The 26,697-nt window shown below is 60.6% G+C and carries 25 protein-coding genes, 1 tRNA gene and 1 pseudogene; 15 read left to right on the top strand and 12 right to left on the bottom strand.

Annotation, left to right across the window (positions count from 1 at the left end; all coding sequences use genetic code 11):
* Positions 1 to 16 precede the first annotated feature (16 nt).
* On the bottom strand, positions 17 to 442 hold the full coding sequence (locus ACF8EA_RS17325) for a hypothetical protein (protein WP_103444694.1): 426 nt from the start codon (positions 440 to 442) through the stop codon (positions 17 to 19).
* Positions 443 to 653: 211 nt separating this feature from the next.
* Between ACF8EA_RS17325 and ACF8EA_RS17330 the strand changes: the two genes are divergently transcribed.
* The gene (locus ACF8EA_RS17330) at positions 654 to 956 is read left to right on the top strand and encodes a hypothetical protein (protein ID WP_021783213.1); all 303 of its coding nucleotides are present in this window, start codon (positions 654 to 656) and stop codon (positions 954 to 956) included.
* Positions 957 to 959: 3 nt separating this feature from the next.
* Here the strand turns inward: ACF8EA_RS17330 and ACF8EA_RS17335 are convergent, their stop codons facing one another.
* Positions 960 to 2,210, bottom strand: coding sequence for an aspartate aminotransferase family protein (locus tag ACF8EA_RS17335; RefSeq protein WP_392522738.1), 1,251 nt, complete (start codon positions 2,208 to 2,210; stop codon positions 960 to 962).
* Between the two features lie 179 nt (positions 2,211 to 2,389).
* Positions 2,390 to 3,286, bottom strand: coding sequence for a transcriptional regulator GcvA (gene gcvA / locus ACF8EA_RS17340; RefSeq protein ID WP_003251398.1), 897 nt, complete (start codon positions 3,284 to 3,286; stop codon positions 2,390 to 2,392).
* Between the two features lie 255 nt (positions 3,287 to 3,541).
* Between gcvA and ACF8EA_RS17345 the strand changes: the two genes are divergently transcribed.
* Together ACF8EA_RS17345 and ACF8EA_RS17350 are read left to right on the top strand one after the other, a co-directional pair.
* On the top strand, positions 3,542 to 4,924 hold the full coding sequence (locus tag ACF8EA_RS17345; protein ID WP_392522740.1) for an amino acid permease: 1,383 nt from the start codon (positions 3,542 to 3,544) through the stop codon (positions 4,922 to 4,924).
* A gap of 57 nt (positions 4,925 to 4,981) precedes the next feature.
* Positions 4,982 to 5,479: a PaaI family thioesterase gene (locus ACF8EA_RS17350; RefSeq protein WP_003251394.1), complete on the top strand. Its 498-nt coding sequence runs from the start codon at positions 4,982 to 4,984 to the stop codon at positions 5,477 to 5,479.
* Positions 5,480 to 5,680: 201 nt separating this feature from the next.
* On the opposite strand, the gene ACF8EA_RS17355 is transcribed toward ACF8EA_RS17350, so the two are convergent.
* Positions 5,681 to 7,297 (bottom strand): inorganic phosphate transporter, encoded by a 1,617-nt coding sequence (locus ACF8EA_RS17355; protein WP_392522742.1) that lies wholly within the window; start codon positions 7,295 to 7,297, stop codon positions 5,681 to 5,683.
* 128 nt (positions 7,298 to 7,425) lie between these two features.
* Between ACF8EA_RS17355 and ACF8EA_RS17360 the strand changes: the two genes are divergently transcribed.
* The 7 genes from ACF8EA_RS17360 to ACF8EA_RS17390 all read left to right on the top strand — a co-directional run bounded on the left by ACF8EA_RS17360 (position 7,426) and on the right by ACF8EA_RS17390 (position 12,027).
* Positions 7,426 to 7,812 (top strand): DUF488 domain-containing protein, encoded by a 387-nt coding sequence (locus ACF8EA_RS17360; protein WP_392522744.1) that lies wholly within the window; start codon positions 7,426 to 7,428, stop codon positions 7,810 to 7,812.
* 10 nt (positions 7,813 to 7,822) lie between these two features.
* Positions 7,823 to 8,266, top strand: coding sequence for a GNAT family N-acetyltransferase (locus tag ACF8EA_RS17365; RefSeq protein ID WP_392522745.1), 444 nt, complete (start codon positions 7,823 to 7,825; stop codon positions 8,264 to 8,266).
* A gap of 106 nt (positions 8,267 to 8,372) precedes the next feature.
* Positions 8,373 to 8,762 (top strand): helix-turn-helix domain-containing protein, encoded by a 390-nt coding sequence (locus ACF8EA_RS17370; RefSeq protein WP_021783206.1) that lies wholly within the window; start codon positions 8,373 to 8,375, stop codon positions 8,760 to 8,762.
* Between the two features lie 63 nt (positions 8,763 to 8,825).
* Entirely contained in the window at positions 8,826 to 9,464 is a 639-nt protein-coding gene (gene uvrY / locus ACF8EA_RS17375) for a UvrY/SirA/GacA family response regulator transcription factor (RefSeq protein WP_003251380.1), read from the top strand.
* A gap of 6 nt (positions 9,465 to 9,470) precedes the next feature.
* A complete protein-coding gene (uvrC, locus tag ACF8EA_RS17380; RefSeq protein ID WP_064493178.1) occupies positions 9,471 to 11,294 on the top strand; it encodes an excinuclease ABC subunit UvrC in 1,824 nt (607 codons plus the stop codon).
* 33 nt (positions 11,295 to 11,327) lie between these two features.
* A complete protein-coding gene (pgsA, locus tag ACF8EA_RS17385) occupies positions 11,328 to 11,888 on the top strand; it encodes a CDP-diacylglycerol--glycerol-3-phosphate 3-phosphatidyltransferase (RefSeq protein ID WP_021783204.1) in 561 nt (186 codons plus the stop codon).
* 63 nt (positions 11,889 to 11,951) lie between these two features.
* Positions 11,952 to 12,027 (top strand) — tRNA-Gly (locus tag ACF8EA_RS17390).
* Between the two features lie 10 nt (positions 12,028 to 12,037).
* Here ACF8EA_RS17390 and ACF8EA_RS17395 read toward each other — a convergent pair.
* The 6 genes and pseudogenes from ACF8EA_RS17395 to tssB all read right to left on the bottom strand — a co-directional run bounded on the left by ACF8EA_RS17395 (position 12,038) and on the right by tssB (position 18,309).
* Entirely contained in the window at positions 12,038 to 13,438 is a 1,401-nt protein-coding gene (locus tag ACF8EA_RS17395; protein ID WP_392522747.1) for a hypothetical protein, read from the bottom strand.
* Positions 13,439 to 13,463: 25 nt separating this feature from the next.
* Positions 13,464 to 14,160: pseudogene (gene tssG / locus ACF8EA_RS17400) on the bottom strand (type VI secretion system baseplate subunit TssG); the annotation flags it as partial.
* Positions 14,124 to 15,890: a type VI secretion system baseplate subunit TssF gene (gene tssF / locus ACF8EA_RS17405; RefSeq protein WP_392522749.1), complete on the bottom strand. Its 1,767-nt coding sequence runs from the start codon at positions 15,888 to 15,890 to the stop codon at positions 14,124 to 14,126. The pseudogene tssG and the gene tssF, both read right to left, overlap by 37 nt.
* Before the next feature lie 3 nt (positions 15,891 to 15,893).
* Positions 15,894 to 16,304, bottom strand: a complete 411-nt coding sequence (tssE, locus tag ACF8EA_RS17410) for a type VI secretion system baseplate subunit TssE (protein ID WP_319298837.1) — start codon at positions 16,302 to 16,304, stop codon at positions 15,894 to 15,896.
* Positions 16,301 to 17,788 (bottom strand): type VI secretion system contractile sheath large subunit, encoded by a 1,488-nt coding sequence (tssC, locus tag ACF8EA_RS17415; RefSeq protein ID WP_392522751.1) that lies wholly within the window; start codon positions 17,786 to 17,788, stop codon positions 16,301 to 16,303. Before tssC ends, tssE begins: the two co-directional genes overlap by 4 nt.
* Positions 17,789 to 17,805: 17 nt before the next feature.
* On the bottom strand, positions 17,806 to 18,309 hold the full coding sequence (gene tssB, locus ACF8EA_RS17420; RefSeq protein ID WP_319298840.1) for a type VI secretion system contractile sheath small subunit: 504 nt from the start codon (positions 18,307 to 18,309) through the stop codon (positions 17,806 to 17,808).
* A gap of 274 nt (positions 18,310 to 18,583) precedes the next feature.
* On the opposite strand from tssB, the gene vasI reads away from it, so the two are divergent.
* Genes vasI through ACF8EA_RS17440 form a run of 4 tightly spaced genes read left to right on the top strand, consistent with a single transcriptional unit; the run spans position 18,584 to position 24,426 of the window.
* Positions 18,584 to 19,216, top strand: coding sequence for a type VI secretion system-associated protein VasI (gene vasI, locus ACF8EA_RS17425; protein WP_172402870.1), 633 nt, complete (start codon positions 18,584 to 18,586; stop codon positions 19,214 to 19,216).
* The gene (tssA, locus tag ACF8EA_RS17430) at positions 19,204 to 20,670 is read left to right on the top strand and encodes a type VI secretion system protein TssA (RefSeq protein ID WP_392522753.1); all 1,467 of its coding nucleotides are present in this window, start codon (positions 19,204 to 19,206) and stop codon (positions 20,668 to 20,670) included. Before vasI ends, tssA begins: the two co-directional genes overlap by 13 nt.
* Positions 20,667 to 24,293 (top strand): type VI secretion system membrane subunit TssM, encoded by a 3,627-nt coding sequence (tssM, locus tag ACF8EA_RS17435; protein WP_392522755.1) that lies wholly within the window; start codon positions 20,667 to 20,669, stop codon positions 24,291 to 24,293. The genes tssA and tssM overlap by 4 nt, the downstream gene beginning before the upstream one ends.
* 10 nt (positions 24,294 to 24,303) lie before the next feature.
* Positions 24,304 to 24,426, top strand: a complete 123-nt coding sequence (locus ACF8EA_RS17440; protein ID WP_258035630.1) for a hypothetical protein — start codon at positions 24,304 to 24,306, stop codon at positions 24,424 to 24,426.
* On the opposite strand, the gene ACF8EA_RS17445 is transcribed toward ACF8EA_RS17440, so the two are convergent.
* Positions 24,427 to 24,942 carry a DUF4880 domain-containing protein gene (locus ACF8EA_RS17445; RefSeq protein ID WP_176682232.1) on the bottom strand — a complete coding sequence of 172 codons (516 nt, stop codon included), beginning with the start codon at positions 24,940 to 24,942 and terminating at the stop codon, positions 24,427 to 24,429.
* 447 nt (positions 24,943 to 25,389) lie between these two features.
* Positions 25,390 to 25,689, bottom strand: a complete 300-nt coding sequence (locus tag ACF8EA_RS17450; RefSeq protein WP_003251328.1) for a DUF6124 family protein — start codon at positions 25,687 to 25,689, stop codon at positions 25,390 to 25,392.
* 130 nt (positions 25,690 to 25,819) lie between these two features.
* Between ACF8EA_RS17450 and ACF8EA_RS17455 the strand changes: the two genes are divergently transcribed.
* Complete coding sequence (locus ACF8EA_RS17455) at positions 25,820 to 26,473, top strand: LexA family transcriptional regulator (protein WP_003251326.1); 654 nt, start codon at positions 25,820 to 25,822, stop codon at positions 26,471 to 26,473.
* Positions 26,474 to 26,697: the final 224 nt, after the last annotated feature.

The raw sequence follows: 26,697 nt of genomic DNA on the forward strand, positions 1-26,697 counted from the left end.
CCCTGCCGCCGGGCTGTCAGTCGGTCTGGGCTTGCAGCATCCACTGGCCATCCACTTCGCGGGCCAGGCCGCTGGCCGGCAGCAAGGCCAGCAGACGCGCGTGCAGGGCGGCCTCGGTAAAGGTCTTGAGGGTGGTCAGGTCCAGCGCACCGACCAGGTTGAGATCAGCCTTGGTGTACGACAGCCAGGCTTTTTTCAACACCTGGGCGACGTCGCTGCCGGCGGTGCTGGCGAACCGGCGGTGCCACTGGCGGCCTTCGAAGGTGAAGTTGTGCGCGTGGCTGTAGGTGCTTTGGTCGGCGCCTTCTACACAGCGGTGGCAGTGGCATGGGCCCTCGCCGAAGGCGTTGCGCAGGTAGCTGTTGAAGTCCACGACGGGCTTGAGGGACAGGCGTTTGTCGACTTCGAACAGGTCGGCGATCAGGGGTTCTTCGGCGCTCACTCGGGATCCTCGTGTGGTGTGGCGTGCATCGGCGGGCACCCTAACAGATCGGGGCATTCAGATCACCTGTCGCAGGTGCCCTGCATACCCTGAGCAACATGCGATCCCTGTGGGAGCGGGCGTGCCCGCGAAGAGGCCAGTAGAGACAACAGAGACTGCCTGCCGTACTCTACGCGCCCCTACGCCTATACACCCACCGAGGTAACCCCGTTTGAGCACCAAGTACCCGTACATCGCCACCGTGACCATCAGCGCTGAAGACCGTGGCGGAGATACCGAGGCTTCGGAAAACCCCAGCATGCGCGTGGGTCTGGAAGCGGTGACCGAAACCCTGAAGAAGGTGCATTTCGTCGGTACGCTCGCGGCCCCTGAGAAACCGGCCACGCATATTTGCGTGACCCTGGAGAATGGCCTGACCTATTACGGCCCGATCGTCAACGGCCATGCCGAACTGGAAGGCGGCTGGATCGCCTTCGAGTCCGACATGCTCACCCCGCAAGAGCTGGGCCTGTAAGCCTCAGCTCAGTTCTGCCAGGCACTGCTCGAGGATATCCAGCCCTTCCTCGAGCACCTCGGCCTCGATGGTCAGCGGTGCCAGCAGGCGAATGATGTGCCGCGCCTTGCCGCTGGGCATCAGCAGCAGGCCCTTGGCTCGGGCCGCTTCCATCACCTGGGCCAGTTGTACCGGTGCCGGGCTGCCATCGGCATTGACGAACTCGATCCCTCGCATGGCGCCCACGCCGGTCAGGCGGCCGATGTATGGGCTCAGGCCCGAGGCCTTCCAGCGCTCATGACGGCTGACGATGGCCTGCTCCTGCCGTTCACCCCAGGTTGCAACGTTTTCGTCGGTCATCTGCGCCAGGCTGGCCAAGGCCGCCGCGCAGGCAATCGGGTTGCCTGAATAGGTGCCACCCAGGCCGCCCTTGGGCAGCGCCGCCATCAATTCCTTGCGCCCGACCACTGCACCCAGCGGCATACCGCCAGCAATGCTCTTGGCCAGCAACAGCAGGTCGGGTTCGATGCCCAGGCGCGAGAACGCGAAGCGCTGGCCGGTACGGCCGAAGCCCGACTGGATCTCGTCGATGATGATCAGGATGCCGCGCTCGTCGCAGAAGCGGCGCAGGGCTTGGGCGAAGGCCGGGTCCAGGGCAAGGAAGCCGCCTTCGCCCTGTACTGGTTCGAAGATGAACGCCGCGACGTCCTCCACCGCCAGCTCGACGTTGAACAGGCGGTCCATGGCCTTGAGCGCCTGCTCGCAGGTAACCCCGGTATCCGCGCTGGGGTAGGGCAGGTGGTACACCGGCCCGGGCAGTTCACCGACCCGCTGCTTGTAGGGGGCGACCTTGCCATTGAGGTTCAGGGTGGCCAGGGTGCGGCCGTGGAAGCCGCCGTCGAACGCGATGATGGCGCGTTTGCTGGTGGCGCCACGGGCCACTTTCAGGGCGTTTTCCGCCGCTTCCGCGCCGCTGTTGGTGAGCATGCCGGCCAGTGGGTAGTTGACCGGGACGAACTGGCTCAGTTGTTCCATCAGTGCCAGATACGGGCCGTGAGGGGCCGCGTTGAAGGCGTAGTGGGTCAGGCGGGTGGCCTGAGCCTGGATGGCCTCGACTACAGCGGGGTTGCAGTGGCCCAGGTTGAGCACGCCGATACCGCCGACGAAGTCGATGTAACGTTTGCCGTCAGTGTCCCAGACTTCGGCATTACGGCCATGGGAAAGTGTGATCGGGTGAACGATGGCAATGGATTGGCTGATACTTTCCTGGTTCATGGGGCACGCGGACCTTGTTCGAGTTTCTTATTATCCAAGCGTGTCGGCAGGTTATTCCGCAAACGAATTATTCGATTGCGGTCATTCCATGGATTCGTGATCTGGCTGGTTTTTTGGGTTGGCTGTGCCGGCCTCTTCGCGGGCAAGCCCGCTCCTACCTGAGGCCGGGGCAGGTCAAATCAATCCCCCTCTGCCACCCGCTCCCGGATCCACTGCACAAAGGCCCTGATCTTGGGCACTTCGGCCGCATGCTCGGCATGCGCAATGAAGTGCCTACCGTTGCTTGCCACAGGGTGGTCCCAGGCCACCACCAGCTTGCCCTCACTCAGCTCTTCGGCCACCAGATAGCGGGGAATCAGGGCTATGCCGCAGCCGGAGATTGCAGCGCGGATGCACAGGTAGAACGTGTCGAAGCGCGGCCCGTGGTAGCTGTTCTGGCTATGCAGCCCAAGCCCCAGGAACCACTCATGCCAGGCCTCCGGCCGTGACACGCATTGCAACAGCCGGTGCTCAGTCAGCGCCTGGGCGCTGTCGAAACGGTGGCTGGCCAGCAGCTGCGGGCTGCACACGGGCACCACTTCTTCGCTGAACAACTCGATGCAGGTTGCCCCGGGCCAGGTGCCCTGGCCGAAGAAAAAGGCGACGTCAGCCTTGGCCTGAACCAGGTCGAATGGCTCCAGCTCGTTGCGCACATCCAGGTGAATGCGTGGGTAGCGGTCACCAAAACCCTTGAGCCTGGGCACCAGCCAGCGGGCGCCGAAGGTCGGCTGGGTGGCGATGCGCAGCACTTCGGTTTCGTCGCCGTAGCTGAGGATGTAGCGGCTGGATATGTCGATCTGGGTGAGGATCTTGTTCACTTCGGTGAGGTACAGCGCGCCGGCCGGGGTCAGGTGCAGGCGCCGGCGAATGCGCTGGAACAGCGAGTGCGAGAGCATGTCCTCAAGCTGCGCGACCTGCTTGCTGACGGCGCTCTGGGTCAGGTGCAGTTCCTGGGCCGCGCGGGTGAAGCTGAGGTGGCGAGCGGCCGCTTCGAAGCACTGAAGGGCGGTGGTCGAAGGCATCAGGCGTTTGGACATGACGGGCGAATACCGAGCAAAAAAGGAAGGAGTTCATTCCATAAAGGAATTATGTGGTTCGAAAAGGTCGTTTGTTGACCCCGGCCTATAGATTAATACTGACCTGGATCAACGATTACAACCGGTCATGCGAAGAGGAGGTCAATACCCGCTTCCGTCATCTGCAAAACAACAACAACACACATCAGAAATTTATAAGAATTCTGCTCAGACCTTCAGCCGCTTTGCTGCGGCCGACCCATTCGAGGGGTCTTCATGGCTTCGCAAGACAACAAGAAACAGCGCTCACTGCAGCACGGCCTGACTTCCCGTCAGGTTTCCATGATCTCCATTGCCGGCATCATCGGCGCCGGGTTGTTCATCGGGTCCTCCAACGCCATTGCCACCGCCGGCCCGGCCATCCTCATCTCCTACGCCATGACTGGCCTGCTGGTCTTGCTGGTGATGCGCATGCTGGGTGAAATGGCCATCGCAAACCCCAACAGCGGCTCATTTTCCACCTACGCCTCGGAAGCCATTGGCCCTTGGGCGGGCTTTACCATCGGCTGGTTGTACTGGTGGTTCTGGGTGTTGATCATTCCGGTGGAAGCCATTGCCGGTGCTGACATCCTGCATGCCTACTTCCCTGGCGTGCCTTCCTGGCTGTTCGCTTTCCTGATCATGCTGGTGCTGTCCTGCACCAACCTGGTCAGCGTGAAGAACTTCGGTGCCTTCGAGTACTGGTTCGCGCTGGTCAAAGTGGTCGCGATCATTGGCTTCATCGTGGTCTGCACCTTGGCGGTGTTCGGCTTCTGGCCGCTGGCGGAGGTGTCCGGGGTCAGCCGGCTGTGGGACAGCGGTGGTTTCATGCCCAATGGGTTCGGGACGGTGCTTGGGGGCGTGCTGATCACCATCTTCTCGTTCTTCGGTGCCGAAATCGTCACCATCGCGGCTGACGAAACCGCCAACCCGAAAGACAAGATTCGCCGCGCCACCAACCTAGTGGTGTACCGCATCGCCATCTTCTACCTGGCGTCGATCTTCCTGGTGGTGTCGCTGGTGGCCTGGAACGACCCCGGGCTGAAAGCGGTAGGGTCGTTCCAGCGTGTACTGGAAGTGCTGAACGTGCCGGGCGCCAAGCTGCTGGTTGACCTAGTGGTGCTGGTGGCGGTGACAAGTTGCATGAACTCGGGGCTCTACACCGCGTCGCGCATGCTCTATTCGCTTGGCGCGCGTGGTCAGGCGCTTAGCGTGACCAAGCGCATCTCCGGTTCCGGCGTGCCGACCGTGGCGGTGATCTTCTCCACCCTGGCAGGTTTTGCAGGCTGCTTCGTCAACTACGTGTTCCCGGGCAAGGTGTTTGGCTTCCTGCTGTCGACCACTGGCGCCATCGCCTTGCTGGTGTACCTGGTCATTGCCGTGTCGCAGCTGCGCATGCGTGCCCGTGCCGAGCGTGAAGGGCGCCCGCTGGAGCTGAAGATGTGGCTGTTCCCATGGCTGACCTGGCTGGTGATCGGCACCATCGTCATGGTGCTGGGCTACATGCTGTTCAGCGATGCCTACCGCTACGAAACGCTGATGACCGCAGGTGTGACCGGGTTCATCCTGCTGGTTTCGCTGACCCAGCGGCGTGCCAGGATGGTTGCCCAGACGGCCTGATGTTTCTGCTTTAATGGGGGCGTTGCGCGCCCCCATTCCAACAAGCACAGGAAGCGTATGACTGATCACACACTTTCCCTTCAAGCCCTCGCGGCGCCTGAGGGTACCTGCTACGGCTGCGGCTGTTCCCACCCCAGCGGCCTGCACCTGCAAAGCCACTGGGACGCCGACGGTGTTCACCTGGTGTGCCGACACTCGCCCGACAGCACCTTCATCGGCTGGCCTGGCCTGGTTTACGGTGGCCTGCTGGCGATGCTGGTCGACTGCCACTCCAACTGGACGGCGATGGCCTACCACTACCGTAACGAAGGCCGCGAGCCGGGCAGCCTGCCACGTATCGACTGCGTTACCGGCACGCTCAACCTGACCTACCTGAAACCTACACCGATGGGTGTAGAGCTGTTGCTCAAGGCGCGTGTCGAAGGTGAAGTGGGGCGCAAGAGCCGGGTCATCTGCGAAGTCTGGGCAGAGGATGTACTGACTGTGACCGCCGACTCCGTGTTTGTCCGCGTCGATACCGAAAAGCTCAAGCTCAAGGCTCACGGCCAGGCCTGAGCTGTTAACGCTGATGAGTGGTCGGTGATGGTCAGCGGCTGGGGATGTCTCTAGAGTGACAGGCCCACTCCCTGCTCAAACATTGAAAGGTCTGCGCTCCTAGACGGTGGCGGACGCACATCGATAATCGGGAGAAATCGTGGGGCCGCTTTGCGGCCCTTTCGCGATGCAAGGCCGCCCCACAGAAGACAGCGTACGGGTTCAGAAGATGTGGTTCAGCAGCCAGTACAGGCTGCCAGCCAACAGCATTGCCGCTGGCAAGGTCAGCACCCAGGCTATCAGCAGATTGAACAACGTGCGCTTCTGAATCCCCGACCCATTGGCCACCATGGCCCCGGCCACCCCCGAACTCAGCACATGCGTGGTCGACACCGGCAGCCCGAACATATCTGCTGCGCCAATGGTGCACATCGCCACCACTTCGGCCGATGCGCCTTGGGCATAGCTGAGGTGGGTCTTGCCGATCTTCTCGCCAACGGTGACCACAATACGTCGCCAGCCAACCATGGTCCCCAGCCCCAGCGCGATGGCTACAGCCACCTTCACCCACAGCGGAATATACCGGGTGGCGTCGTCCAGCTGGGCCTTGAACAGCTGCACTTGGCTGCGGGTGTCGGCATCGAATGTCACCAGGTGGTTTTTCTCCATGAGGCGAATGGCTTCACTGGTCAGGTACATGTCATTGCGCACGTTGGCCATGGCTTCAGCCGGTATGCGCTTGAGCGAGCCATAGCCTTTGACCTCTTCGCCGATCATCCCGGTCAGCGCCGCCAGTGCTGGTGCCAGGTGCGGGCTGGCCTTGGGTTCGGCAATGAACAGGGTCAGTACTTGGCGCGGGTCAGCCGGGGCCGCTTGCGGGGCGCTGCGTACCAGTGCCTGGCGCGTTACCTCGGCGACAGCGGAGAACTGCAGAGCCTGCTCGTTGGGCATGGTCTTGTTCAGCGCGTAAGCCATTGGCAGGGTGCCGACCAGAATCAGCATGATCAGCCCCATGCCTTTCTGGCCGTCGTTGGAGCCGTGGGCAAACGATACCCCGGTGCAGGTCAGAATCAGTAGGCTGCGGATCCACCACGGTGGCGGTGTCTGGCCTTCCGGTGCCTGGTACAGGGCCTTGCGTTTGACCAGCGCGCGCAGGGCCAGCAGCAACAGGGCTGCGCAAGCAAAACCGATCAGCGGTGAGAACAGCAGGGCATAACCCACCTTGCTGGCCTGGGCCCAATCCACGCCGCTGGTGCCGTCTCGCCCATGCATCAGCGCATTGGCCACGCCCACGCCGATGATCGAGCCAATCAGGGTGTGCGAGGACGATGCCGGCAGGCCCAGCCACCAGGTGCCAAGGTTCCAGATGATCGCCGCCAGCAGCAGGGCGAAAACCATGGCAAAGCCGGCCGAAGAGCCGACCTGCAGAATCAGCTCTACCGGTAGCAGGGCGATGATGCCGAACGCCACCGCGCCACTGGAGAAAAGCACGCCCAGGAAGTTGCACAGCCCAGACCACACCACCGCGACCGGCGCTGGCAACGAATGGGTGTATATCACTGTGGCTACCGCGTTGGCGGTGTCGTGGAAGCCGTTGACGAACTCGAAGCCCAGGGCAATCAGCAGCGCCAGGCCCAGCAGAAGGAACGGTGTGGCCGTGGTGATGACCGTACCGCTTGCGGTCACATCCTGCTTGAGGCTCCAGGCGGTGTAGGCGATACCAGCCAGCAGCAGGCTGAAGAACAACGTTAAGGTGGCACGCCCAGGCTTGTGGGAGAGCTGCGGGCGGGCGTCGTGTTGGGCCAGTAGTGGGCTGCTGGCCACTGACGGGGTTGCCATGGGGGCTCCGGTTGGCGTTGGGCGATAATGCCGAAGGCCTTGAGCATAGAAACAATTCGTAACCCGGCCGTGACCTCGGTCAATGAATTATCTAGGCTCAAGACAGACGGTAATGGCAGGAGACGCCCATGATTCGCTGCAAGCGTGTCTATGATGCGGTTGGAGATGAAGATGGCCAGCGTGTACTGGTCGACCGCCTGTGGCCGCGCAACAAACGCAAGGAAGACCTCCATGGGCAGTGGTTGCGCGAAGTGGCACCTTCGAATGAATTGCGTAAGGGTTTCCACCAGGGGGACGTGGATTTTGCCGGTTTTACCCAGCTTTATCAGCAAGCGCTGGCGGCCCACCCCGAGCACTGGTATCCGCTGCTGGACATGGCCAGGAAGGGGACGCTGACATTGCTGTATGCCGGCAAGGACAGCGAGCACAACAATGCCCGGGTGCTGGCCGTCTGGTTGGAAAGCGAACTGGACCGGTGTGGCCCTGGCAGTTCGCCAGTTTGTTATGCCCAATGAGCGCGATGCGATGCCCTTACAGTTGATTCCCGCCCAAGACATCCACTGCACCTTCGCCCGCGACCTTACGCGCCGCGCCATGTTGCCCTACTACCGTGAATACGACCTGCTGTGGATCGAAGAAGCCTTCGACGCAGCCTGGGGCTGGCGCGAGCAGTGGCTGGTGATCGAAGACGACACCCTGTTGGGTTTTTGCAGCCTCAGCCAGGACCGCCAGGCACTGTTCATCCGCGAGTTGCACCTGTTGCCTGAACACCGTGGGCGAGGCGTCGGTAGCTGGGTGCTGGAAGAACTGGCGCTATGGGCCAGTCAGCGGCGCCTTCCCTTGTTGCGGCTGATGGTGTTCCGCAGCAACCCGGCCCGCCTGCTGTACCAGCGTCACGGCTTCGTCGAGATGGGTGAAGACGAATGCTTTGTAAGGATGCAGCGAGATATCAACATAGTAGCTAAATGATGGCTTGTCGCGACCGCAGCGCATGGGCATAGTGGATCCAAACGTTTACGGCTGCCTGCAGGCGGGTAGACCGTGTTGAGGATATTAGGGAAAAGGAGAAGCCTCTATGAACGGAATCGGTCCGCGGCTGCGGGAAGAGCGTGAGCGGCTAGGTATGACCCAGCGTGTATTTGGCGATATCGGTGGGGTCGAGCCCAACGCTCAGGGCAAGTACGAAAGCGGTGAACGCACACCGCGGGTCGATTACCTGGCGGCATTGGCGGCCAGGGGGGTGGATGCGCAGTACGTACTCAGCGGCCTGCGCACCCCGACAGCGCTCGAAGGTTTGAGCGCGGATGAGTCCGGTTTGCTGGGGGCTTTTCGGGAATTACCGTTGGACGATCAGGCGGCGCTCTTGCACCTTTTGGGGCGGTTGGCCAACGACGCCAAGCCCCGGCAAATCGTGAGGCCTCTCACCGTCGAACGTCAGTCGTTTCTGAAGGATGCAATGCGTTAGGCCCACCGTGAAAAATTTTGTTAAGGTGGCGGGATCCAATCGCCCTGCTGACGAGGTGTGTGCTTGATTAGGGTCTTAGTGGTCGATGATCACGATCTGGTACGAACCGGTATTACACGGATGTTGGCCGACATCGACGGCCTGCAGGTGGTGGGTGAGGGAGACTCGGGCGAGTCGGCACTGAAACTGGCCCGGGAGCTGAAGCCGGACGTTGTGCTGATGGATGTAAAAATGCCCGGCATCGGCGGCTTGGAGGCTACCCGAAAACTGCTGCGCAGCCACCCTGACATCAAGGTAGTGGCGGTGACTGTGTGCGAGGAAGACCCGTTCCCCACACGCTTGTTGCAGGCCGGCGCTGCCGGTTACCTGACCAAGGGTGCGGGCCTTGACGAAATGGTCCAGGCCATTCGTCTGGCCTTTGCCGGCCAGCGCTATATCAGCCCGCAGATCGCCCAGCAGCTGGCGCTGAAACCGTTCCAGCCGCAGGGCTCTCCGTTCGACGCGTTGTCCGAACGGGAAATCCAGATTGCCCTGATGATCGTCGGCTGCCAGAAAGTGCAGATCATCTCCGACAAGTTGTGCCTCTCGCCCAAGACCGTCAATACTTACCGTTATCGGATCTTTGAAAAACTCTCGGTCACCAGCGACGTCGAATTGACCTTGCTGGCCGTTCGCCACGGTATGGTTGACGCAAGCCTGTAAAACCTCATGTCCCAAGTCTTTGATGCCAGCGCATTCCTGGCGACCTGCAGCGGTCGCCCGGGCGTTTACCGGATGTTCGACGGCGAAGCCCGGCTGCTTTACGTGGGCAAGGCCAAGAACCTGAAGAAGCGCCTGGCCAGCTATTTCCGCAAGACTGGCCTTGCGCCCAAGACCGCCGCGCTGGTTGCGCGCATCGCCCAGGTTGAAACCACCATCACCGCCAACGAAACCGAGGCGTTGCTGCTGGAGCAGAACCTGATCAAGGAATGGCGGCCGCCGTACAACATCCTGCTGCGCGACGATAAGTCCTACCCCTACGTGTTTCTGTCCGATGGCGAGTTTCCGCGGCTGGGCATTCACCGGGGGGCGAAAAAGGCCAAGGGCCGTTATTTTGGCCCGTACCCCAGCGCCGGGGCCATTCGCGAAAGCCTCAGCCTGCTGCAAAAGGCTTTTTCAGTGCGTCAGTGCGAAGATAGCTACTACGCCAACCGCACCCGACCCTGCCTGCAATACCAGATAAAACGTTGCAAAGGGCCCTGCACCGACCTGGTGACTGCCGAGGAATACGCAGAGGACGTGCGCCATTCGGTGATGTTTCTGGAAGGGCGTAGCCAGCAACTGGGCAATGAGTTGAACGCCGAGATGGAGAAGGCCGCCATGGCCCTCGATTTCGAAAAAGCTGCCGAGCTGCGCGACCAGATCGCCTTGTTGCGCCGCGTGCAGGACCAGCAGTACATCGAGGGCGGCAGCGGTGATGTCGACGTCATCGCCGCCTTCGTCAACCCGGGTGGTGCCTGTGTGCACCTGATCAGCGTGCGCGGCGGGCGAGTACTGGGCAGCAAGAACTTCTTCCCGCAGGTGGGCATCGAGGAGGAGGTGGCCGAGGTCATGGCCGCATTCCTGTCCCAGTACTACTTGGGCAACGCAGAGCGCGAGCTGCCCGGTGAGTTGATCGTCAACGTTGTTCACGAAGACTTCAATGCCATCACCGAAGCACTGCACACGCTGCGTGGCCGCGAACTGACCATCAGCCACCGGGTGCGTGGTACCCGCGCCCGCTGGCAACAACTGGCAGTGACCAATGCCGAGCAGGCGCTGAATGCCCGCCTGGCCAACCGCCAGCACATGGCTGCGCGCTTCGAGGCCCTGGCCGAAGTGCTGGGCCTGGACGAAGTGCCGCAACGCCTGGAATGCTACGACATCAGCCACTCCAGTGGTGAAGCTACCGTGGCCAGTTGCGTGGTGTTCGGCCCTGAAGGGCCGATCAAGTCCGACTACCGCCGCTTCAACATCGAAGGCGTCACCGCAGGTGACGATTATGCGGCCATGCATCAGGCCCTGACCCGCCGCTATGGGCGCATCAAGGACGGTGAGGGCAAGTTGCCCGACGTGCTGCTGGTGGACGGTGGCAAGGGCCAGCTGAACATGGCCCGCGATGTGATGCAGGAGCTGGGCTTCACCGACCTGACCCTGCTCGGTGTGGCCAAGGGCGTCACACGCAAGGCGGGTTTCGAAACCCTGTACCTGAACGATGTGCATCACGAATTCACCCTCAAGGGCGATTCATCGGCCTTGCACCTGATCCAGCAGATCCGCGACGAAGCCCACCGCTTCGCTATCACCGGCCACCGTGCCCGCCGTGGCAAGGCCCGTCGAGTCTCCAGCCTTGAAGATGTGGCTGGGGTAGGGCCCAAGCGCCGCCGCGATCTGCTGAAACATTTCGGCGGCTTGCAGGAGCTCAACCGCGCCAGTATCGATGAAATCGCCAAAGCCCCCGGCATCAGTAAAAAGCTTGCCGAATCAATTTATGCCAGCCTGCATAGCGAGTAGAATGCCGGGCTCAACTTGCGGCCAGTCGTACCGATGAATATTCCAAACCTGCTCACCGTTCTACGCGTCCTGCTCATTCCGTGCTTCATTCTGCTCTTCTATATGCCCTATGAGTGGAGCTACATGGCTGCCAGCAGCGTATTCGCGGTTGCCGCCGCCACCGATTGGCTGGACGGCTACCTGGCGCGTCGACTGCAGCAGAGCACGCCGTTCGGCGCCTTCCTCGACCCGGTGGCTGACAAGCTGATGGTGGCAGTGGCCCTGGTGCTGCTGGTGCAGACCCACGCCAACTTCTGGCTGACCCTGCCGGCGGCGGTCATCATCGGTCGCGAGATCGTGGTGTCTGCGCTGCGCGAGTGGATGGCTGAGCTAGGGGCGCGAGCACATGTGGCGGTGTCCAACCTCGGTAAGTGGAAGACTGCGGCGCAGATGCTGGCGCTGGTGATCCTGCTGGGCAACCCGCCAGCGGTAACGTTCTGGGTGATCCTGGGCTACGGGCTGCTGCTGGTGGCTGCGGGGCTGACGCTGTGGTCGATGGTGCACTACCTGTTGGCCGCCTGGCCGCACCTGCGCGAAGGTTCGGAAAAAAAATAAAAGTTTTTTGAATCAAGGGGTTGACGCTGTTTTAGAAATCGCTAGAATGGCACCCATCACGACGCGGGAATAGCTCAGTTGGTAGAGCACGACCTTGCCAAGGTCGGGGTCGCGAGTTCGAGTCTCGTTTCCCGCTCCAAATTCGATCCTCAGTGCGTCGCTAGGATCAAAAAGAAGAGGCCTTCAAGGCCTCTTTTTTTATGCCTGAATTTTATATCTCGGCTATTTGCCCCGGTTTCGACCAAACGGTCACTGGGGTCGTAGCGAAATTGCAGGGTTTTCTGGGCAGGGTCGATATAGCGCGTCAGTTGACCAGCGACATCAATTTCATAACGATCAATGCGACCGTCCGGGCGTTCGCTTTCGACCAGATAACCACGTGCGTCGTAGCGGAAGTGGGTGTGTTTACCCCGGGCATTGATGCTTTTGAGGTCGTAGCCGTAACGGTTGTGTCCCGAATAAGTCTTGCCCGTGTGGGGTAGGTCATGAAAGCGGCCGATGATTTGTTCAAGATGCGCGTTTTCGTCATTGGCGGCGTTGGACATCCCTCGGCGCTGTGTTTGGGTGAGTACCTCGGCAATCAGGTTGTCGCTGGCATCGTAACGATAGGCCTTGTCCAGCAGCGGCAGCACTTCAACCGGGGCGTCGCGGTAGTGAATAGCCTTGCCGGCCAGGCGACCGCTGGTGTCGTAGCGTGTGCGGGTGACCAGTTTGCCCTGGGTGCGCAGGACCTCGTCGTGCACCGCATCGCGCTCGAAATCGCTGATCACCCGGCCGTTCAGGTTGATCTGGTGCAGGTGCCCGCTGCCGTAGTACAGGTGGTTGAGTTCGCGTTGGTCGGGCAGGACTAGCGTCTGCAGGTTGCCCAGTTCGTCGTAGCGGTACTGCAGCAAGCCAGCGCTGTTGGTTTCGCTGAGCAGTTGCCCGTTGGCGTCGTAGGTGTAGTCGAGTTGCTGTTTTTCTCCTTTGTTGTCAGTGAAGGTGATGGACAGCAGATTGTCGGCCGCGTCGTAGCGGTAGTCGGTGGTGCCATCTTCGGTGCGCTTGCTGACAAGCCGGCCGATGGCGTCCCGCTCGAAGTCGTGGCGGATGGCAGTCGTCCGTGTCGGCGGGGCGTTGTCAGACAGCGGCGGCTGCTCGTCAGGCGAGGGCACATGGGTAAGACGAACGACCTCATCCAGCACGTTGTAGGCATAGAGGCGGCCACTGCCATCCAGGTCTTTTTGTGCCACCAGCCGGTCCAGTTCGTCCCAGCCGAAGCGGTATGACTCGTCATTCTCGTTGGTGAGTTGCAGTAGTCGACCATAGGCGTCGTAGCGGAACTTCACGCTGTAGCCCATGGCGTCCGTGCGTTCGACCAAACGGCCGCTGGGGTCGTAGCGAAATTGCAGGGTTTTCTGTGCAGGGTCGATATAGCGCGTCAGCTGACCGGCAACATCGACCTCATAGCGGTCAATGCGGCCGTCCGGGCGTTCGCTTTCGACCAGATAACCACGTGCGTCGTAGCGGAAGTGGGTGTGTTCACCCCGGGCATTGATGCTTTCACGCAAGCGGCCATGGGCGTCGTAGTGATACGAGTGCGATCCATGAGGCTTACAAGCTGTTTGCTGTTGGTGGTGACCGAGCGCGTCTCGAATTCGCGGATCTGCACGTGCGTCAGATCGAAGCAGTGGGCGATGATGCCGGCGACGGTACCCGGTGCGCGGCTGCGGCTGGCGATAACCCCGGCAAAGCTGAGCAGGCGGCTCCAGGGCAGTGTCGTGTCGCCGCGCAGCTGTTTGTCGTTCAGCCCGAGCAGGGCAAACATGTACTGGGAGAACCCGTCGCGCGCACCGGGTTGAAAACGGATGTAATAGCGGTACTTGCGCCAGATTCGGTACAGCAGGCTGAGCAGGTAGTGGTTGAAGAAGTCGAAGAAGGCCGGCCGCACGCCTACACCTTGGGCATGTTCATAGGCCACCTGTTCAAGGTAATAGGTGGGCAAGGGCGAGTCGGTACCGTGCAGCCCCATGAACGTGGTGCACACGCGATAGCGCTCATCCTCCCCGGGCATTCGCTCGGCCTTGTACACATCAGCGACGGGAAAGGTCAGGCGCGGGTCGCAGGCCAGCCGTACGCGCAGCCGGGTGGCCTCATCCGCCCAACGCGGTTCCAGGTCGTCGCCGTGCAGGCCATGCAACCGCTCCAGCAACTGGAAGAAGTTGTACTGGTGCGCGTTGGCGAGCAGCTTGTCGGCTAGATCAGCGGTTGCTTGCCGGTCTGGATGGGCCATGTGTAGTGCTCGTTGTTGGTGGTGTTGATCACTTCCAGTTGATGGAAGGAATTGATGCTGGCGTACAGGGCGAAGAAGTGCGCGAGCACGCAGCCGAACAGGTAGAGGTCGCCTTCGCAGAGGAAGGCGGTCTGGTCCAGTTTCAGCCGGGTGTGCAGGCCGCGAATGGGTTGCCCCTTGATCAGCCAGTCCATGGGCTGTGTGTAGATCTCGCGAATACCGTCGAGGCGTTTGTGGGTAGTGCGCGCTTGCTGGATGTCGTGCAACGCCGCGAAGTCGTAGGTGCGAATAACCGCCTTGAGCGGCTCGACCGACAGCAGCGACAGGTAGTTGAGCGACATGTTGGAGATCAACGCCCACTGCAACTGGCCATCCAGCACGGGCCGGTAGGGGCGGGTGGGGGCGCAGATGTTGGTATAGGTCGCCAGGGGCGGCGTGACTTCGGTGAGGACGTTGATGTCATCCACGGCCAGCGCCAGCGGCAAGTCCCTGTTGGTGCAGGTCAGGTCGATGGATGCAGTTTCAAGCTCGCCTATATAGTTGTTGGCATCGGCGCGCACGAAGGCGATGCGGTGGGTCACGCCATCGCCGCGCAGGGACTCTTCGAGTTGGTAGCGGTAGTAGAGCGCCGTGCGGCCTTGGGCATGCTCGATTTCGTGGGCGAACGATTCGAAAGGGCGAAAAGTCCGCAGGTGCTCCCCGGTACTTCCGTCAGTGGTCGTTCGGGTGCTGATGACTTCGTCGACACTGAAGATTTCGTAAGCGGACTGCGCCTCGCTTCTGGGCTTCAGCTCTACCTGGGCAGCCTCGCTGGCCAGGTCGATGGGCTCGGCACTGTGCTTGAACAGGTTGACCGCCGGGGTGCAGAACAAGCTGAAATCTTCTGAGCCAACGCGCAGGGGTTCTGGCAGTTGACGCGTGAAATGCAACTCGATGCCCACCTGCTGGCAGGCTTGTGCCGGCCATAGCTTTTCCAGGCCGGTAATGCTGAAGAAGTGGAAGCGCTTCGGGAACACGAAGTATTCCTGCAGAATCCGGTAGCCATCGAACACGTTTTGCGGGTAGGGCAGCAAGGCCTCCTCAGGGCTGAAACCTGGGAACCCGATGCTGTTGGCCGGTAGCCGGCGCACCTCGCCGTTCATGATCACGCTGACGTGTTTGAGGTATTGAGAGATCCATAGATAAAGCGTCAGAGCGGTGCGGTTGTCGCCGCTCAGGTGGAAATCCAGGCGCGTGCAGCCCAACGTATTCAGTGGCCGTTCGACCAAGGTTTGCAGGCCGATGCGAACCACAGAACTGTCGAGTGTCTGGGTTGCGCTGACGGCGCTGATTTCAAATGGATGAAGGCTCACTCCCGTGCAGGTACGAAACTCGCAGGGCACGCCGTCGACGGGTTTCGAGAACAACCTTGCACCTTTGGGAATGTGCTGTGACTGGCTGAGCGATTGTTTGCGTGGCGAGAATCGGATAATCGTGGCGCTGGGCAACGGGCGCAGGTAGTTGGGCCACAGTATCTGCAGCATGGGGTGGGTGAGTTCTGGCAGGTCATCTTCCAGCTTCAGCCGAAGTTTGGCCGTTAGAAACGCAAAGGCTTCCATCAACCGCTCGACATCGGGGTCGCTGCCCGCCTTGCCTAGCAGCCGGGCAAGCTGGGGGTTGTCCTTGGCGAAGTCGTTTCCCAACTCGTGCAGGTAACGCAGTTCTTCGCTGAATCTGTCCTTCAGTGACATGGGTCACCTCACTCGGGTGTAGCGGTTGTGTCCGTTTACCAGCAGCTCCAGCTGCAACTGCTCTGCCTGGTTGTTGACCTGCACCTGGCAGTCGAGCCTGAAATGCAGTTCCAACGGGGCGTGACAATCGGGTACCGCTTTGAGCGCGCGCACGTGGATGCGCGGTTCAAAGCGCTGGAGGGTACGGCGGATATCGGCGCTCACTTGCTGCAGCAGGTCGCCGCTGCTGACGTCATGCCCATTGAAGTCGCGCAGGCCCAGCTCGGGGCTGCTCTGGGAGCAGCCTTGGCGAGCGTTCAGCAACGTTTCGAGGTGGCGCTTTATGGCCGCGAACTTGTGCGAAGCGTTTTCCTGGCGAGACGGCTCCCGGATGGCGGACGGGTCCGCCATCAAGCGATCGAAGAAACCACTCATTGCGTGTCGAGCCGGCCTACCAGGGAAATTTCGAAGTTCGCGCCCATGTACTTGAAGTGCGGGCGCACGGCGAGCGAGACCTGGTACCAGCCCGGATCACCCGCCACGTCCGAGACCTCGACCCTGGCAGCACGCAGCGGCCGACGGCTGCGCACATCGGCCGAAGGGTTTTCCTGGTCGGCGACGTATTGCTTGATCCATTTGTTGAGTTCGGACTCAAGGTCGCGTCGCTCCTTCCAGCTGCCGATCTGCTCGCGCTGCAACACCTTGATGTAGTGGGCCAGGCGATTGACGATGAACAGGTAGGGCAGTTGGGTGCCGAGCTTGTAGTTGGTCTGTGCCTGCAGGCCTTCGGGTGTCTTGGGGAAGTTTTTCGGCTTCTGCACCGAGTTGGCTGAGAAGAACGCGGCGTTGTCGCTGTCCTTGCGCATGGTCAGGGCGATAAAGCCCTCTTCGGCCAGCTCGAATTCCTTGCGGTCGGAAATCAGTACCTCGGTAGGGATCTTGGCCTGCAGCTGCCCCAGCGATTCGTACAGATGCACCGGCAGGTCTTCGACGGCACCACCCGATTGCGGGCCGATGATGTTGGGGCACCAGCGGTAGCGGGCAAAGCTGTCGTTGATGCAGCTGGCTAACAGGAAGGCTGAGCTGCCCCACAGGTAATTGTCGTGCCGGCCGTTGATGTTCTCATCGTAATTGAAGCTGCTGATCGGCTGGTCCTGGTGATGGTAGGCGGAGCGCAGCATGAAGCGCGGCCCGGTCAGCGCGGTGTGGCGGGCATCTTCGCTCTCGCGGAACGCGCGCCACTTGGCATGCCTTGGGCCGGCGAAGATGTCTTTGATTTCCTTCAGATTGGGTAGCTCTTCGAAGCTGCTCAGGTTGAAAAACTCTGGGGAGGGTGCCGCAATGAAGGGCGCATGCGACATGGCACCGACCGACGCCATGTAGCTCAACAGTTTGATATCAGGCGAAGAGGGGCCGAAGTTGTAGTTGCCAATCATTGCCGCGACCGGCTCGCCACCGAACTGGCCGTAACCGGCGGTATAGACGTGTTTGTAAATACCACTGCAGGTAATGTCGGCGGCGTTCTCGAAATCATCGAGCAAGTCTTCCTTGCTGACGTGCAAGACTTCGAGCTTGATATTCTCGCGAAAGTCCGTGCGGTCGACCAGAAGTTTGAGGCTGCGCCACGAGGATTCAAGTTGCTGGAACGCGGGTTCATGCAGAATGGCATCCATCTGCTTGCTGAGGACCCGATCCAGCTCGGCAATCATCTGGTCGACGCGGTGTTTGTTGATCAATTGATCTGGGTCATTGTTTTTTAGAATTTCGGCAATGAAGGCGGATACACCCTGCCTGGCCACTTGGTAACCCTCTTGTGTGGGAACCAACTTGGTCTCTGCCATGATCTGGTCGAGCAAGGTGGCATTGCTCAGTGTTTCGGCCTGTGTTTCAACAGTGACAGTTGTGCTTGGCTTTGGCATGGGGACGCTCCGTTGTCTCAGTCTGCTTTTGGCGCTTCAAGCACCAGGTCGAGTTCTTGCGCGAGTTGCTTGCGGGCATGCGCGTCGTTCAGAAGCTGCTGCAGCTGTTTGCGGAAGGTGGGCACGTTGCCCAGCGGGCCTTTCAGGGCAACCAGCGCTTCACGCAACTGCAGCAGCTTGTTCAGCTCGGGCACCTGGCGTGCGATGCGATCTGGGCCGAAGTCCTGGATGGACTTGAATTGCAGGTTGACTGCCAGCTCTGCATCCGGAGTAGCGTCAAGCGCGGAGGGCACCGACATGGCCAGGCTCACATCGGCGTCATTCAACACGTTGTTGAAGGTGTGTTTATCGATGCGCATGACCTGACGGTCTTCGAGGGAGCGGCTGTCATCGAGGCCGAAGTCGCCCAGCACCATCATCTTGTGCGGCAGCTCTACCTCGGCCTGCTCGTCACCGGTGGCGGGCACATATTTGATGTTGATGCGTTCTTTGGGTGCAACGGAGCCTGAGGATTTAGTCATGGTTATATATATTTCCCAGTGTGGGTTTTATATGTAGGACGTTTCCTACAAGTAAGGCTTGTGTGTTAAACATGGGGTAAACATGATGCCTGGAGTTTGAGTTGTGAGTTGCTTAAAAACCATGCGCTTGATAATCGCCGAGCGTCGAGTTCTAATATGTAACAAAATAATTTCTTGAATAATGGTGAGTTTGTGTACTAGCCTTTTTTTGTTGTTGGGGTGGCCGGGTTAATGCTCGTGTATGTGTGCTATTGAGCGGGAGAGTTAAGGTGAGATGATTATTCGTTATGCAGGTGGCGTCGGACTTTCATTACTGTTTTTGTTAATGCCTGCCTTAACCCGCGCATCACAGGACTGCTCACGGATCGTGTCCAATATCGAGCGCCTGGCGTGTTTCGATCAGGCGGCGGGTACGCCGGGATTCACGCCGCACCGACAGTGGTCAGCGCAGGAGCTGGAGGCACCCACGGTGCGTCGCGTATTGATCCATGAGACGGGGCGGGCGCCCGAGGACTTGAGGTTTCGCCTCCGCTCTGAAGAAGGCGGGCTCATGATCTCTGCCCCTGCGATTGCTTCAGTTGCACCGCACCCCTACCTGATCATCAGCTGCGTGCAGAACATCTCGAGGTTGCAACTGGTCACCGCCCAACCCGTCGATGCCAGCCGAGTGCAGGTACGGTTGCTAGGGGAGCGGGGCGCTACTGTACCCACACCGTGGCAAGTGATGGAAAACGGCCAAGTGCTCGACGCCGGCAGAGGCTTGCCGGGTATCGAGCAGATCAGGCAATTGATCGGGGCCCATCGCATTCACGTAGAGAGCGACAACCCTGCCGTTGATGGACTCGTTTTTGACGCTCAGGGGTTGGACCCGCTTATCGACGAGGCTCGCAAGACATGTCGCTGGTAGCTGAGGTCGAGGCGCAAGAAGTCACACGGTTGCTCGCACCCATCGATACCCAGGTGCCGGCGGGACTGTTCGATGTGGAAGACGAAACCTACCAGGCCATTGACCAGGAGATGGTCAAGCTGGGTGGGCTGCAGGAAGCGTCTATCGACTGGAACTATATCGAGGAGGCCTCTGCTCAGTACCTGGAGCGACAGTGCAAGCATCTGCGGATCGTCGCGCACTTGAGCGTTGCGTGGCTGCGCAGTGGCTGTTGGGAGCGCTGGGGGTTCACCTTGGCGTTGCTGGGCGGAATGATCGACAACTATTGGGAAACCGCTCATCCAACGCCTGGCCCGAAAGGCTTCCTGACCAAGCGCAAGATCGTTGGCCTGTTGTTCAATCGCTTGATCGATGCGCTGCCGCGCCTTGATCGTTTCACGTACACCGCGGCTCACGCCGCAGCGGCGAAGCGTGCATTGGCCCGTTTGATGTGTCAGCAGCAAGCTGCCCAGCTTGACCCGGCTGTTCTGGGTGAGCTGGAGCGCCTGTTGCACAAACACACGGCGCTTGCCAATGGTATTGGCGAGCGCGATGCGCCCAAGGCGCCGGTGGAGAGCCCGCAACCTGCGCCGCAGGCTGATGTCATCGCCACGCCAAAACCCCGCATGTCGATCGGTAACGAGCGCGAGACGCGCCGAGCCATGTTGAGCATGGCCGAGCTGATCAACCAGCAGGACCCGTACGACCCTACCGGCTATCAACTGCGTCGCTTCGGCCTGTGGGCCCACATTCAGGCCGCACCGCAAACCCGGCAGGGCAGCCGTACAGAGTTGATGGCAGTACCACGGGATATTGCCAGTGACTACGAGGATGCCATCGCCGGCACCGTAATCGACGCGGCGTTGCTCCAGCGAGTTGAAAAAAGTGTGACGGCTTCTCCCTTCTGGATTCGCGGCAGCTTTCTTGCCGCAACCGCCGCGTCGCGGCTGGCGATGGGCGAAGTGGCTGAGGCCATCCGTGCGGCGACCGCTCGTTTCGTGCTGCGCATGCCTGCGCTGCAGCAGCTGTGCTTCAGCGACGGTCAGGTGTTTGTCGACGACCAATGCCTGGCCTGGCTCAAAGGGGCAGACGGGCAGTCCGAGCAAGCGGCAGCCTCCCAAGAGTTCGCCAGCCTTCGCGAAGAACTGGTCAGCCAGCTGGAAAGCGGCGGCGTAGAACCGGTGTTGCTAAGGCTGCAGGGGATGCAGGCAGATTTTCGAGCCCCTCGCGAGCGCTGTCATACCACCGTCATCGCAGCTGACCTGTTGGCCGCACGAGGCGTGTCCTGGTTAGCCCAGGACCTGTGCGCCGGGGTCGCGCGAACGATGCAGCAAACCACCGCCAGCGACTGGGAGCCCGAGGTATTCCGGCGGCTTCAACAATACGCTTCCTCCCACGTGCTGGCCGATCGGAACAAGGAGCAGGAGCCTCGATGAATCAACTCTGGAAGTACCTCAAACGTTGGGGCTGGCCGCTGATGACCCGTATCGGTCTGGCAATGCCGCTGCTACTTGGGCTTGGCGCTGTGCTGATGCTGGTTGCCATCTGGTGGCTCGGCCCGCAATGGACGTGGCGCGATCAGCAGCCGTTGGCCAGTGTGGTGCATCGTAGTGTGGCCAGCCTGGTGCTCTTGTTGATGGCGCTGTTGTGCTGGCTGGTCGTGTTGAGAACGCGCTTTCGCCGCTTGCAAGCAGAACGTCAGCAGGCAATGGACGCCGAGGCGGACCCGGCGCTACCGTTCGTTCACGCACAAGAGAAGGGGTTGAGCCAAGCGCTCGCACGCTACCTGGACAATGCCGGTGGGCGTCGCGCGCTGTACCGATTGCCGTGGTACCTCGTGCTGGGCGCCAGGCAGGCCGGCAAGAGCAGCTTTATTGACTGCACCGATCAAAGTTTCTCGTTGACCCGCATCGACAAGGCCCAGGCACGAGGCCGGCCTGCGCAGGCGCTCGCCTACCCCGTGGGATGGTGGATCAGCAATGATGCGGTGATCATCGACCCGCCCGGTACCTTTATCAGCCAGAACGGTCCCGTAGATTCGCTGAGCAGTGGCTCCAGTGACGCTGAGTCCTCGGTACCGCCTGGAACCCAAGCCAACTTGTGGCAGCATCTGCTGGATTGGCTGCAGCGCAATCGAAGCCAGAGAGCCCTCAACGGCCTGGTGCTGGTTGTCGACCTGCCTGCGCTACTGCACGGTACCGTCGAGCAACGCACGGCCCTTGCCCACCTGCTGCGCACACGTCTTTACGAGGTGAGCAGCCAGTTGGGCTCGCGCTTGCCGCTTTATGTCGTGTTGAGCAAATTCGATCTGCTGGACGGCTTCGACCAATTCTACAGCAAGCTTTCGGCCGCCAAGCGCAACAGCCTGTTTGGATTCACGTTCAAGCTGGATGCGGTCGATACCTTCGACGCTTGGCTAGGCGAGTATGGCGAACATTACGATCGGTTGCTGGAGCAGCTGTTCGAGCAGGTGATCGATCAGCTGGACGTGCCGGGTAGCCCTGCGTTGCGTTCACGTCTCTACTCACTGCATAGGCAGTTGCTCGGGTTGCGCCCAGTACTGTTGGGCTTTCTGCGCGAGACCTTGGCAAGTGACCGTTTCACCACCCCGGCGCTGGTGCGCGGTGTGTATTGGTCGTCAGTCGTCCAGCACGGTGACGTGCGCAACGCCTTTGTCCGTGAGGCGGCGCAGCCTTACAAGACCAGCCTCCCCTTGGTTGAGGGCAAGGCGCAGGGCAAGGCGTTGGCCTACTTCATTCAACAGGCCTTTGGACGGGTCATCTACAAAGAGGCCGGCCTTGCCGGCGATAACGTCAGGGTGGCTCGGCGCAAGCGCCAACTGCTGTGGGTGGGTTCTTCTGTAGGCGTTCTGGCCTTCTGCGTCGCCATCGCCAGCTGGCATCGTTACTTCGACATCAATGGCGTCAAGGCCGCCAGCGTGCTGGCCAAGAGCCGGGAGTACAGCCATCACGAAGTGGATCAGCGTCTGGACCCGACCGGGCGCAACTTGCTGGAGCCGCTGGACCAGATCCGCGATGCGGTAGCAGTGTTTGGCGACTACCGCGCTGCGTGGCCGGGTGTTGCTGATCTGGGGCTGTACCAGGGCCGTACCATCGGGCCGACCGTGGATGAGGCGTACCTCAGCTTGTTGTCCAGGCGCTTCTTGCCTGCGTTGGCCAGCGGCGTGATCGAGGCCATGGATGCGGCGCCCCCCGGCAGCGAGCAGCAAATGACCGCGCTCCGGGTTTACCGGATGCTTGAGGATCGCCGGAACCGTCGAGCGGAATGGGTCGAGGACTGGATGGCGCAACAATGGCAACAGGCCTTCCCCGGCCAGGGGCAGCTGCAACGAGACCTCATGCGGCACCTGAAGTATGCGCTGGCCTACGCGGATACCGACCTGCCGCAGTATCGCCAGCGTGTCAGCCACGTGCAGCAGACATTGCGTAAGGTGCCGTTGCCACAACGCGTGTATGCGGGCCTGAAGCAGCAGGCCCAGGAACAGTTGCATACCGGTCTGGACCTGCGTCATCAGGTGGGGCCTGCGTTCGATGTCGTTTACCAGCTGTCTTCCGGCTCGAGCCAGGGCGACAATGGTGTTTTGCTGGCGCCAATGCTCACCGCCAAAGGCTTCAAGGAGTACTTTGAACCGCGTAGTCAGCGCTTTACGGAAATGGCCATGATCGACCAGTGGGTACTGGGGGAACGTGCTCAACTGGATTACTCCGATGCCGACCAGGCTGCGCTGAACGAGCGCCTGCGCAACCTGTACAGCGCCGACTACATCGACAGCTGGCGCCGCGCCTTGAACGCATTCTCCGTGGCGGATTTTCGAGACCTGGATCATGGCGTCACGATCCTTGAACAGTTGGCCGGGCCAGCGGCGCCGTTGCACCGATTGCTGGAGACGGTTCGCGACAACAGTTCGCTGTTATCACCGGTTAATGTTGGCGTGGCGGATGAGGCCCCTTCGCCTGTTTCGGTTAACAGCAAGCCTGAGCAACAACAGGCGCTGGTCATCCAGCGGGCGTTTGCAGGCTTGAGCGCCATGTTGCACGCTGCAGGCGAAAAACCGAGCTACTACGATGAAACCCACGCAGCCATAGTCGCCGTCCACGACTATGCCAAGGCGGTACAGGGTAGCCCAGACCGAGGCAAGGCTGCGCTGCACGCAGTGCATCAACGCTTTTCAATGACCGGGCACGACCCCATCGGCACCTTGCAACGCGTTGCCACTGGCTTGCCGGAGCCAATCAATCATCACGTTAGAAAGGTGGCAGATCAAACGGCGCAGGTGCTGAACGTTGAAGCGCTGCGCGAGCTGGAGCGGCGATGGGATGCTGAAGTCTACAGCTTCTTCCAGCAGCGCCTGGCAGAGCGCTACCCTTTCGTAGTCAGGGCACCCGACGCTTCGCTGGAAGACTTTGAGGCGTTCTTCGGGCCGAAGGGGCGACTGCAGCAGTTCCAGGATCAATATCTGAAGCTTTTCCTCAAGGACAATCTGGAAGCCTTGCAGGATGGTTTGCAGGGGCGATCCCTGATCCGTACCGATGTGATCGAGCAGCTGGAACGGGCCGATCGCATCCGCGAAACGTTCTTTGATCAGCGCGGTAACCTCAGCGTGCAGTTCAGTATCGAGCCGTTGGGGCTTAGTGCAAATCAACGCACCAGCCTGCTGGATCTGGATGGCCAGCTGATTTCCTACACCCACGGCCCAAGCCAGATCACCGGTATTGTCTGGCCCAATACCTTGGGGCAACACGTGCGCAGCAACCTGACCCTGCTCAGGCAGAACGGCAATAGCAGCAGCCTGGAGTATCGAGGGCCTTGGTCGATGTTTCGCCTGCTGAGCCGCGGTGCGCTCAATGGGCGTACGGCAACCAGCGTGGACCTGAGCTTCAAAACAGGTGATGGTGTGATGCGCTACCGGCTGAACGCGGAAAAGGCCTTCAACCCAATTACTCAACAACCGTTCAAAGGTTTTCGGTTGCCCCGAGGGTTGTTGCAACAGCCAGTCAGGGTGGCGTTGGCCGAACAGGCGGATGTGCCTGTCATGTAGGCAGGAGGCGGTGCAAAACGAAGAGCGAGCCCAGGCACGGCATGTCTGTACCCAGGCTATCGAGCAACTGAAGTCGGGCATGCGCACGGTGCATGCTCAGGGGCAGGGACGTACAGGCATGCTGAAGCGCTGATCAAGCCCAGAACCCAACCAGTACCAACGCCGCCACACCCAGCCCGACCGCAACCGAGCAGCCGCCCAGCGACAGCGCCGCCCGGCCTTGCCGATACCAGCCGTCATGGCCCAATTGGCGTGCCGGCGCCAGCAGGCTGCGCCACCGCAGTTCCGTATCGTGAAACGCCTGCAAGTTTGCCGTATCGGCATCCAGCCAGCGGCGGAAGTCGATACGCTCGCACACCGTCACCTGTGGGCTCTGCAGGCGCACATACCATTGCCCGGCCACGCTCGCCAGCACATCCCGGCGCGAGCGGCCGGCTTGCAGCGCCTGGCCCATGTTGCGCTCGATACTCGCCAGTGGCAGGTCAAGGCGCACAGCAATGCTGGCGAAGTCCAGCTGATCGAGGCGGTTAAGCAGGAATACTTGCTGTACGCGCCGTGGTAGCCGCTTCAGTGCATGCAGCAGGGCATCGTCGGCATCATGCTCGGTAGCAGGAGTGGGGTGCTCAAGGGGCAGCAGCAGACGGGTCATGGACAGCTCCTTGCTCTATAAAGGGGAGGAGGGGGCATCTTCCGTGATGCGTGGTCAGCGTAGATTAAACGAGATTGATTCTCAAGTGCTGATTCCGCAAAGTTTTGTAACGAGCGTTCACGCCCTGAAACACCTTTGCTATCATGCGCGCCATCACGATCTTCATTAGCCTGAAGAGCCAAAAAAAAGACCCGGCAAAAAGCCGGGTCAAAAACCGTGATTAGCCTGATGAGGAGATAATCTGAGAGCGACCTAAGCTTTCAGGTTATCCAGCAGATCTCGCGATCAGCTGAGTGCAATAATAATCGTTATCATTTGGCAGTCAAATGAATTTTCGCTAATTCGGTAAAAAATTTTTACCGATGCGCTCCCTTGTCCCGGCAATCGGGGCATTTGCCGTTACCTGGCTATCACGTTCTCTCCCTTCTTTCTTCTCTTTAAACCCGGTCACTCGGTGCGTTTGTGCTCCAGCAGTGCGCGAGCCATGTCCATCATGTGCATCAACGCGAAGGTCAGTTCGCGCTGACTGCCGTGCTGGTGTGTAGCGGTTTCCTGGGCGGTGGCCGCAGCGCAGCGCAGCAGGGCGATGGCGTGTTCCTGGGCCTGGTCGCCGGTTACGCCCTCGTGCAGGGTCCAGATCCTGTTGTCCAGGGTAGGCCGTGGCGGGTTGGGGTTGAGGTAGTAGTCGAGCGCGCGGCGTGCGGCTTCGCTGTCGAGATCTGTTTCGTCGTTTTTCGATGGTTTCATGGCAATACCTGCTGATTTCCCTTCAAGCACACTGGAATCACAGAATAGGTCAAGCTGTACTATGTAGTGCCAAATAAATAATTCAGATTGTGTATTGCAGCGGTTAATACAGTCCGTATTGTTGCCGCTCATGGAAAACTGGAACGCATTTCTCAAGCGCTACAAGCGCGAACATAACCTCAGTCAGCTCCAACTGGCCGAGCGCCTGGGCATGACGCAGGGGGGCGTGGGGCATTGGCTGCGTGGCACGCGTCGGCCGACGCTGGAAACCATCAATGAAAAGCTGGAGAAGCTTGGGCTGGTGTTTCTGGAAGCCCAGGTCATGGTGGTCGAGCGCGACATCGTGCGTGAAGCGCAAGGGCTCTATACGGCCGAGCAGCCGGTTTCAGCCGAGGCGCTGCTCTATGCCAGCTTCCGCTTCCCGGTGCTGAGTTGGGCTGACCTGCAGGGGCCATTGCCTGAAACGAGCACGTCCCATGAGCAGACGGACTATATGCCTGCCGGCAATGCGTTCTGGCTGGTGGTGGAAAACGACTCGATGAACGCGGCCAGTGGCAAGAGCGTGCCCGAGGGCATGCGCGTGCTGGTGGATACCGGGCTGGAGGCACAGCCCGGCAGGTTGGTCATTGCACGGCAGCCGGGGCGCCCGGCGGTATTGCGGCAGTTGGTCGAAGAGGGTGGAGACAAGATGCTCAGGCCACTGAATACGCGCTATCCGACGGTTTTGTGTGAAGAAGGCTGCGCGTTTCTGGGAGTGGTGGTGCGGGTACATGGGGCCTTTTGAAAGGGTTTGAGTTGTTGGTGGGGCTGGCGGGGGCAAGTCTTGGTTTTTAGGGCGCCTGCGCGATCGAGCGCCGCCCGCGCGGCGCATCGCGAGCTGTGCTCGCTCCGTTTGTTTTTGGCCAGTAACGCCTGTTGCAGGCGCGCGCGACCGCTTTGTTTGTACGACGCGATATCGAGCCATGCGCCAAGGCGTACGCGCGCAGATCCCACAGGAATGACTGGCCC

Origin of the sequence: Pseudomonas sp. YQ_5 (assembly GCF_043103305.1) — a bacterium.
In the GTDB taxonomy this organism is placed as follows: Bacteria; Pseudomonadota; Gammaproteobacteria; order Pseudomonadales; family Pseudomonadaceae; genus Aquipseudomonas; species Aquipseudomonas putida_Y.

Bases quoted from the DNA above. Each gene is read 5' to 3' on its own strand.
- ACF8EA_RS17335 (WP_392522738.1), bottom strand. From the start codon at position 2,210: ATGAACCAGGAAAGTATCAGCCAATCCATTGCCATCGTTCACCCGATC.
- gcvA (WP_003251398.1), bottom strand. From the start codon at position 3,286: ATGTCCAAACGCCTGATGCCTTCGACCACCGCCCTTCAGTGCTTCGAA.
- ACF8EA_RS17345 (WP_392522740.1), top strand. From the start codon at position 3,542: ATGGCTTCGCAAGACAACAAGAAACAGCGCTCACTGCAGCACGGCCTG.
- ACF8EA_RS17350 (WP_003251394.1), top strand. From the start codon at position 4,982: ATGACTGATCACACACTTTCCCTTCAAGCCCTCGCGGCGCCTGAGGGT.
- ACF8EA_RS17355 (WP_392522742.1), bottom strand. From the start codon at position 7,297: ATGGCAACCCCGTCAGTGGCCAGCAGCCCACTACTGGCCCAACACGAC.
- ACF8EA_RS17360 (WP_392522744.1), top strand. From the start codon at position 7,426: ATGATTCGCTGCAAGCGTGTCTATGATGCGGTTGGAGATGAAGATGGC.
- ACF8EA_RS17365 (WP_392522745.1), top strand. From the start codon at position 7,823: ATGCCCTTACAGTTGATTCCCGCCCAAGACATCCACTGCACCTTCGCC.
- ACF8EA_RS17370 (WP_021783206.1), top strand. From the start codon at position 8,373: ATGAACGGAATCGGTCCGCGGCTGCGGGAAGAGCGTGAGCGGCTAGGT.
- uvrC (WP_064493178.1), top strand. From the start codon at position 9,471: ATGTCCCAAGTCTTTGATGCCAGCGCATTCCTGGCGACCTGCAGCGGT.
- pgsA (WP_021783204.1), top strand. From the start codon at position 11,328: ATGAATATTCCAAACCTGCTCACCGTTCTACGCGTCCTGCTCATTCCG.
- tssF (WP_392522749.1), bottom strand. From the start codon at position 15,890: ATGTCACTGAAGGACAGATTCAGCGAAGAACTGCGTTACCTGCACGAG.
- tssE (WP_319298837.1), bottom strand. From the start codon at position 16,304: ATGAGTGGTTTCTTCGATCGCTTGATGGCGGACCCGTCCGCCATCCGG.
- tssC (WP_392522751.1), bottom strand. From the start codon at position 17,788: ATGCCAAAGCCAAGCACAACTGTCACTGTTGAAACACAGGCCGAAACA.
- tssB (WP_319298840.1), bottom strand. From the start codon at position 18,309: ATGACTAAATCCTCAGGCTCCGTTGCACCCAAAGAACGCATCAACATC.
- vasI (WP_172402870.1), top strand. From the start codon at position 18,584: ATGATTATTCGTTATGCAGGTGGCGTCGGACTTTCATTACTGTTTTTG.
- tssA (WP_392522753.1), top strand. From the start codon at position 19,204: ATGTCGCTGGTAGCTGAGGTCGAGGCGCAAGAAGTCACACGGTTGCTC.
- tssM (WP_392522755.1), top strand. From the start codon at position 20,667: ATGAATCAACTCTGGAAGTACCTCAAACGTTGGGGCTGGCCGCTGATG.
- ACF8EA_RS17445 (WP_176682232.1), bottom strand. From the start codon at position 24,942: ATGACCCGTCTGCTGCTGCCCCTTGAGCACCCCACTCCTGCTACCGAG.
- ACF8EA_RS17450 (WP_003251328.1), bottom strand. From the start codon at position 25,689: ATGAAACCATCGAAAAACGACGAAACAGATCTCGACAGCGAAGCCGCA.
- ACF8EA_RS17455 (WP_003251326.1), top strand. From the start codon at position 25,820: ATGGAAAACTGGAACGCATTTCTCAAGCGCTACAAGCGCGAACATAAC.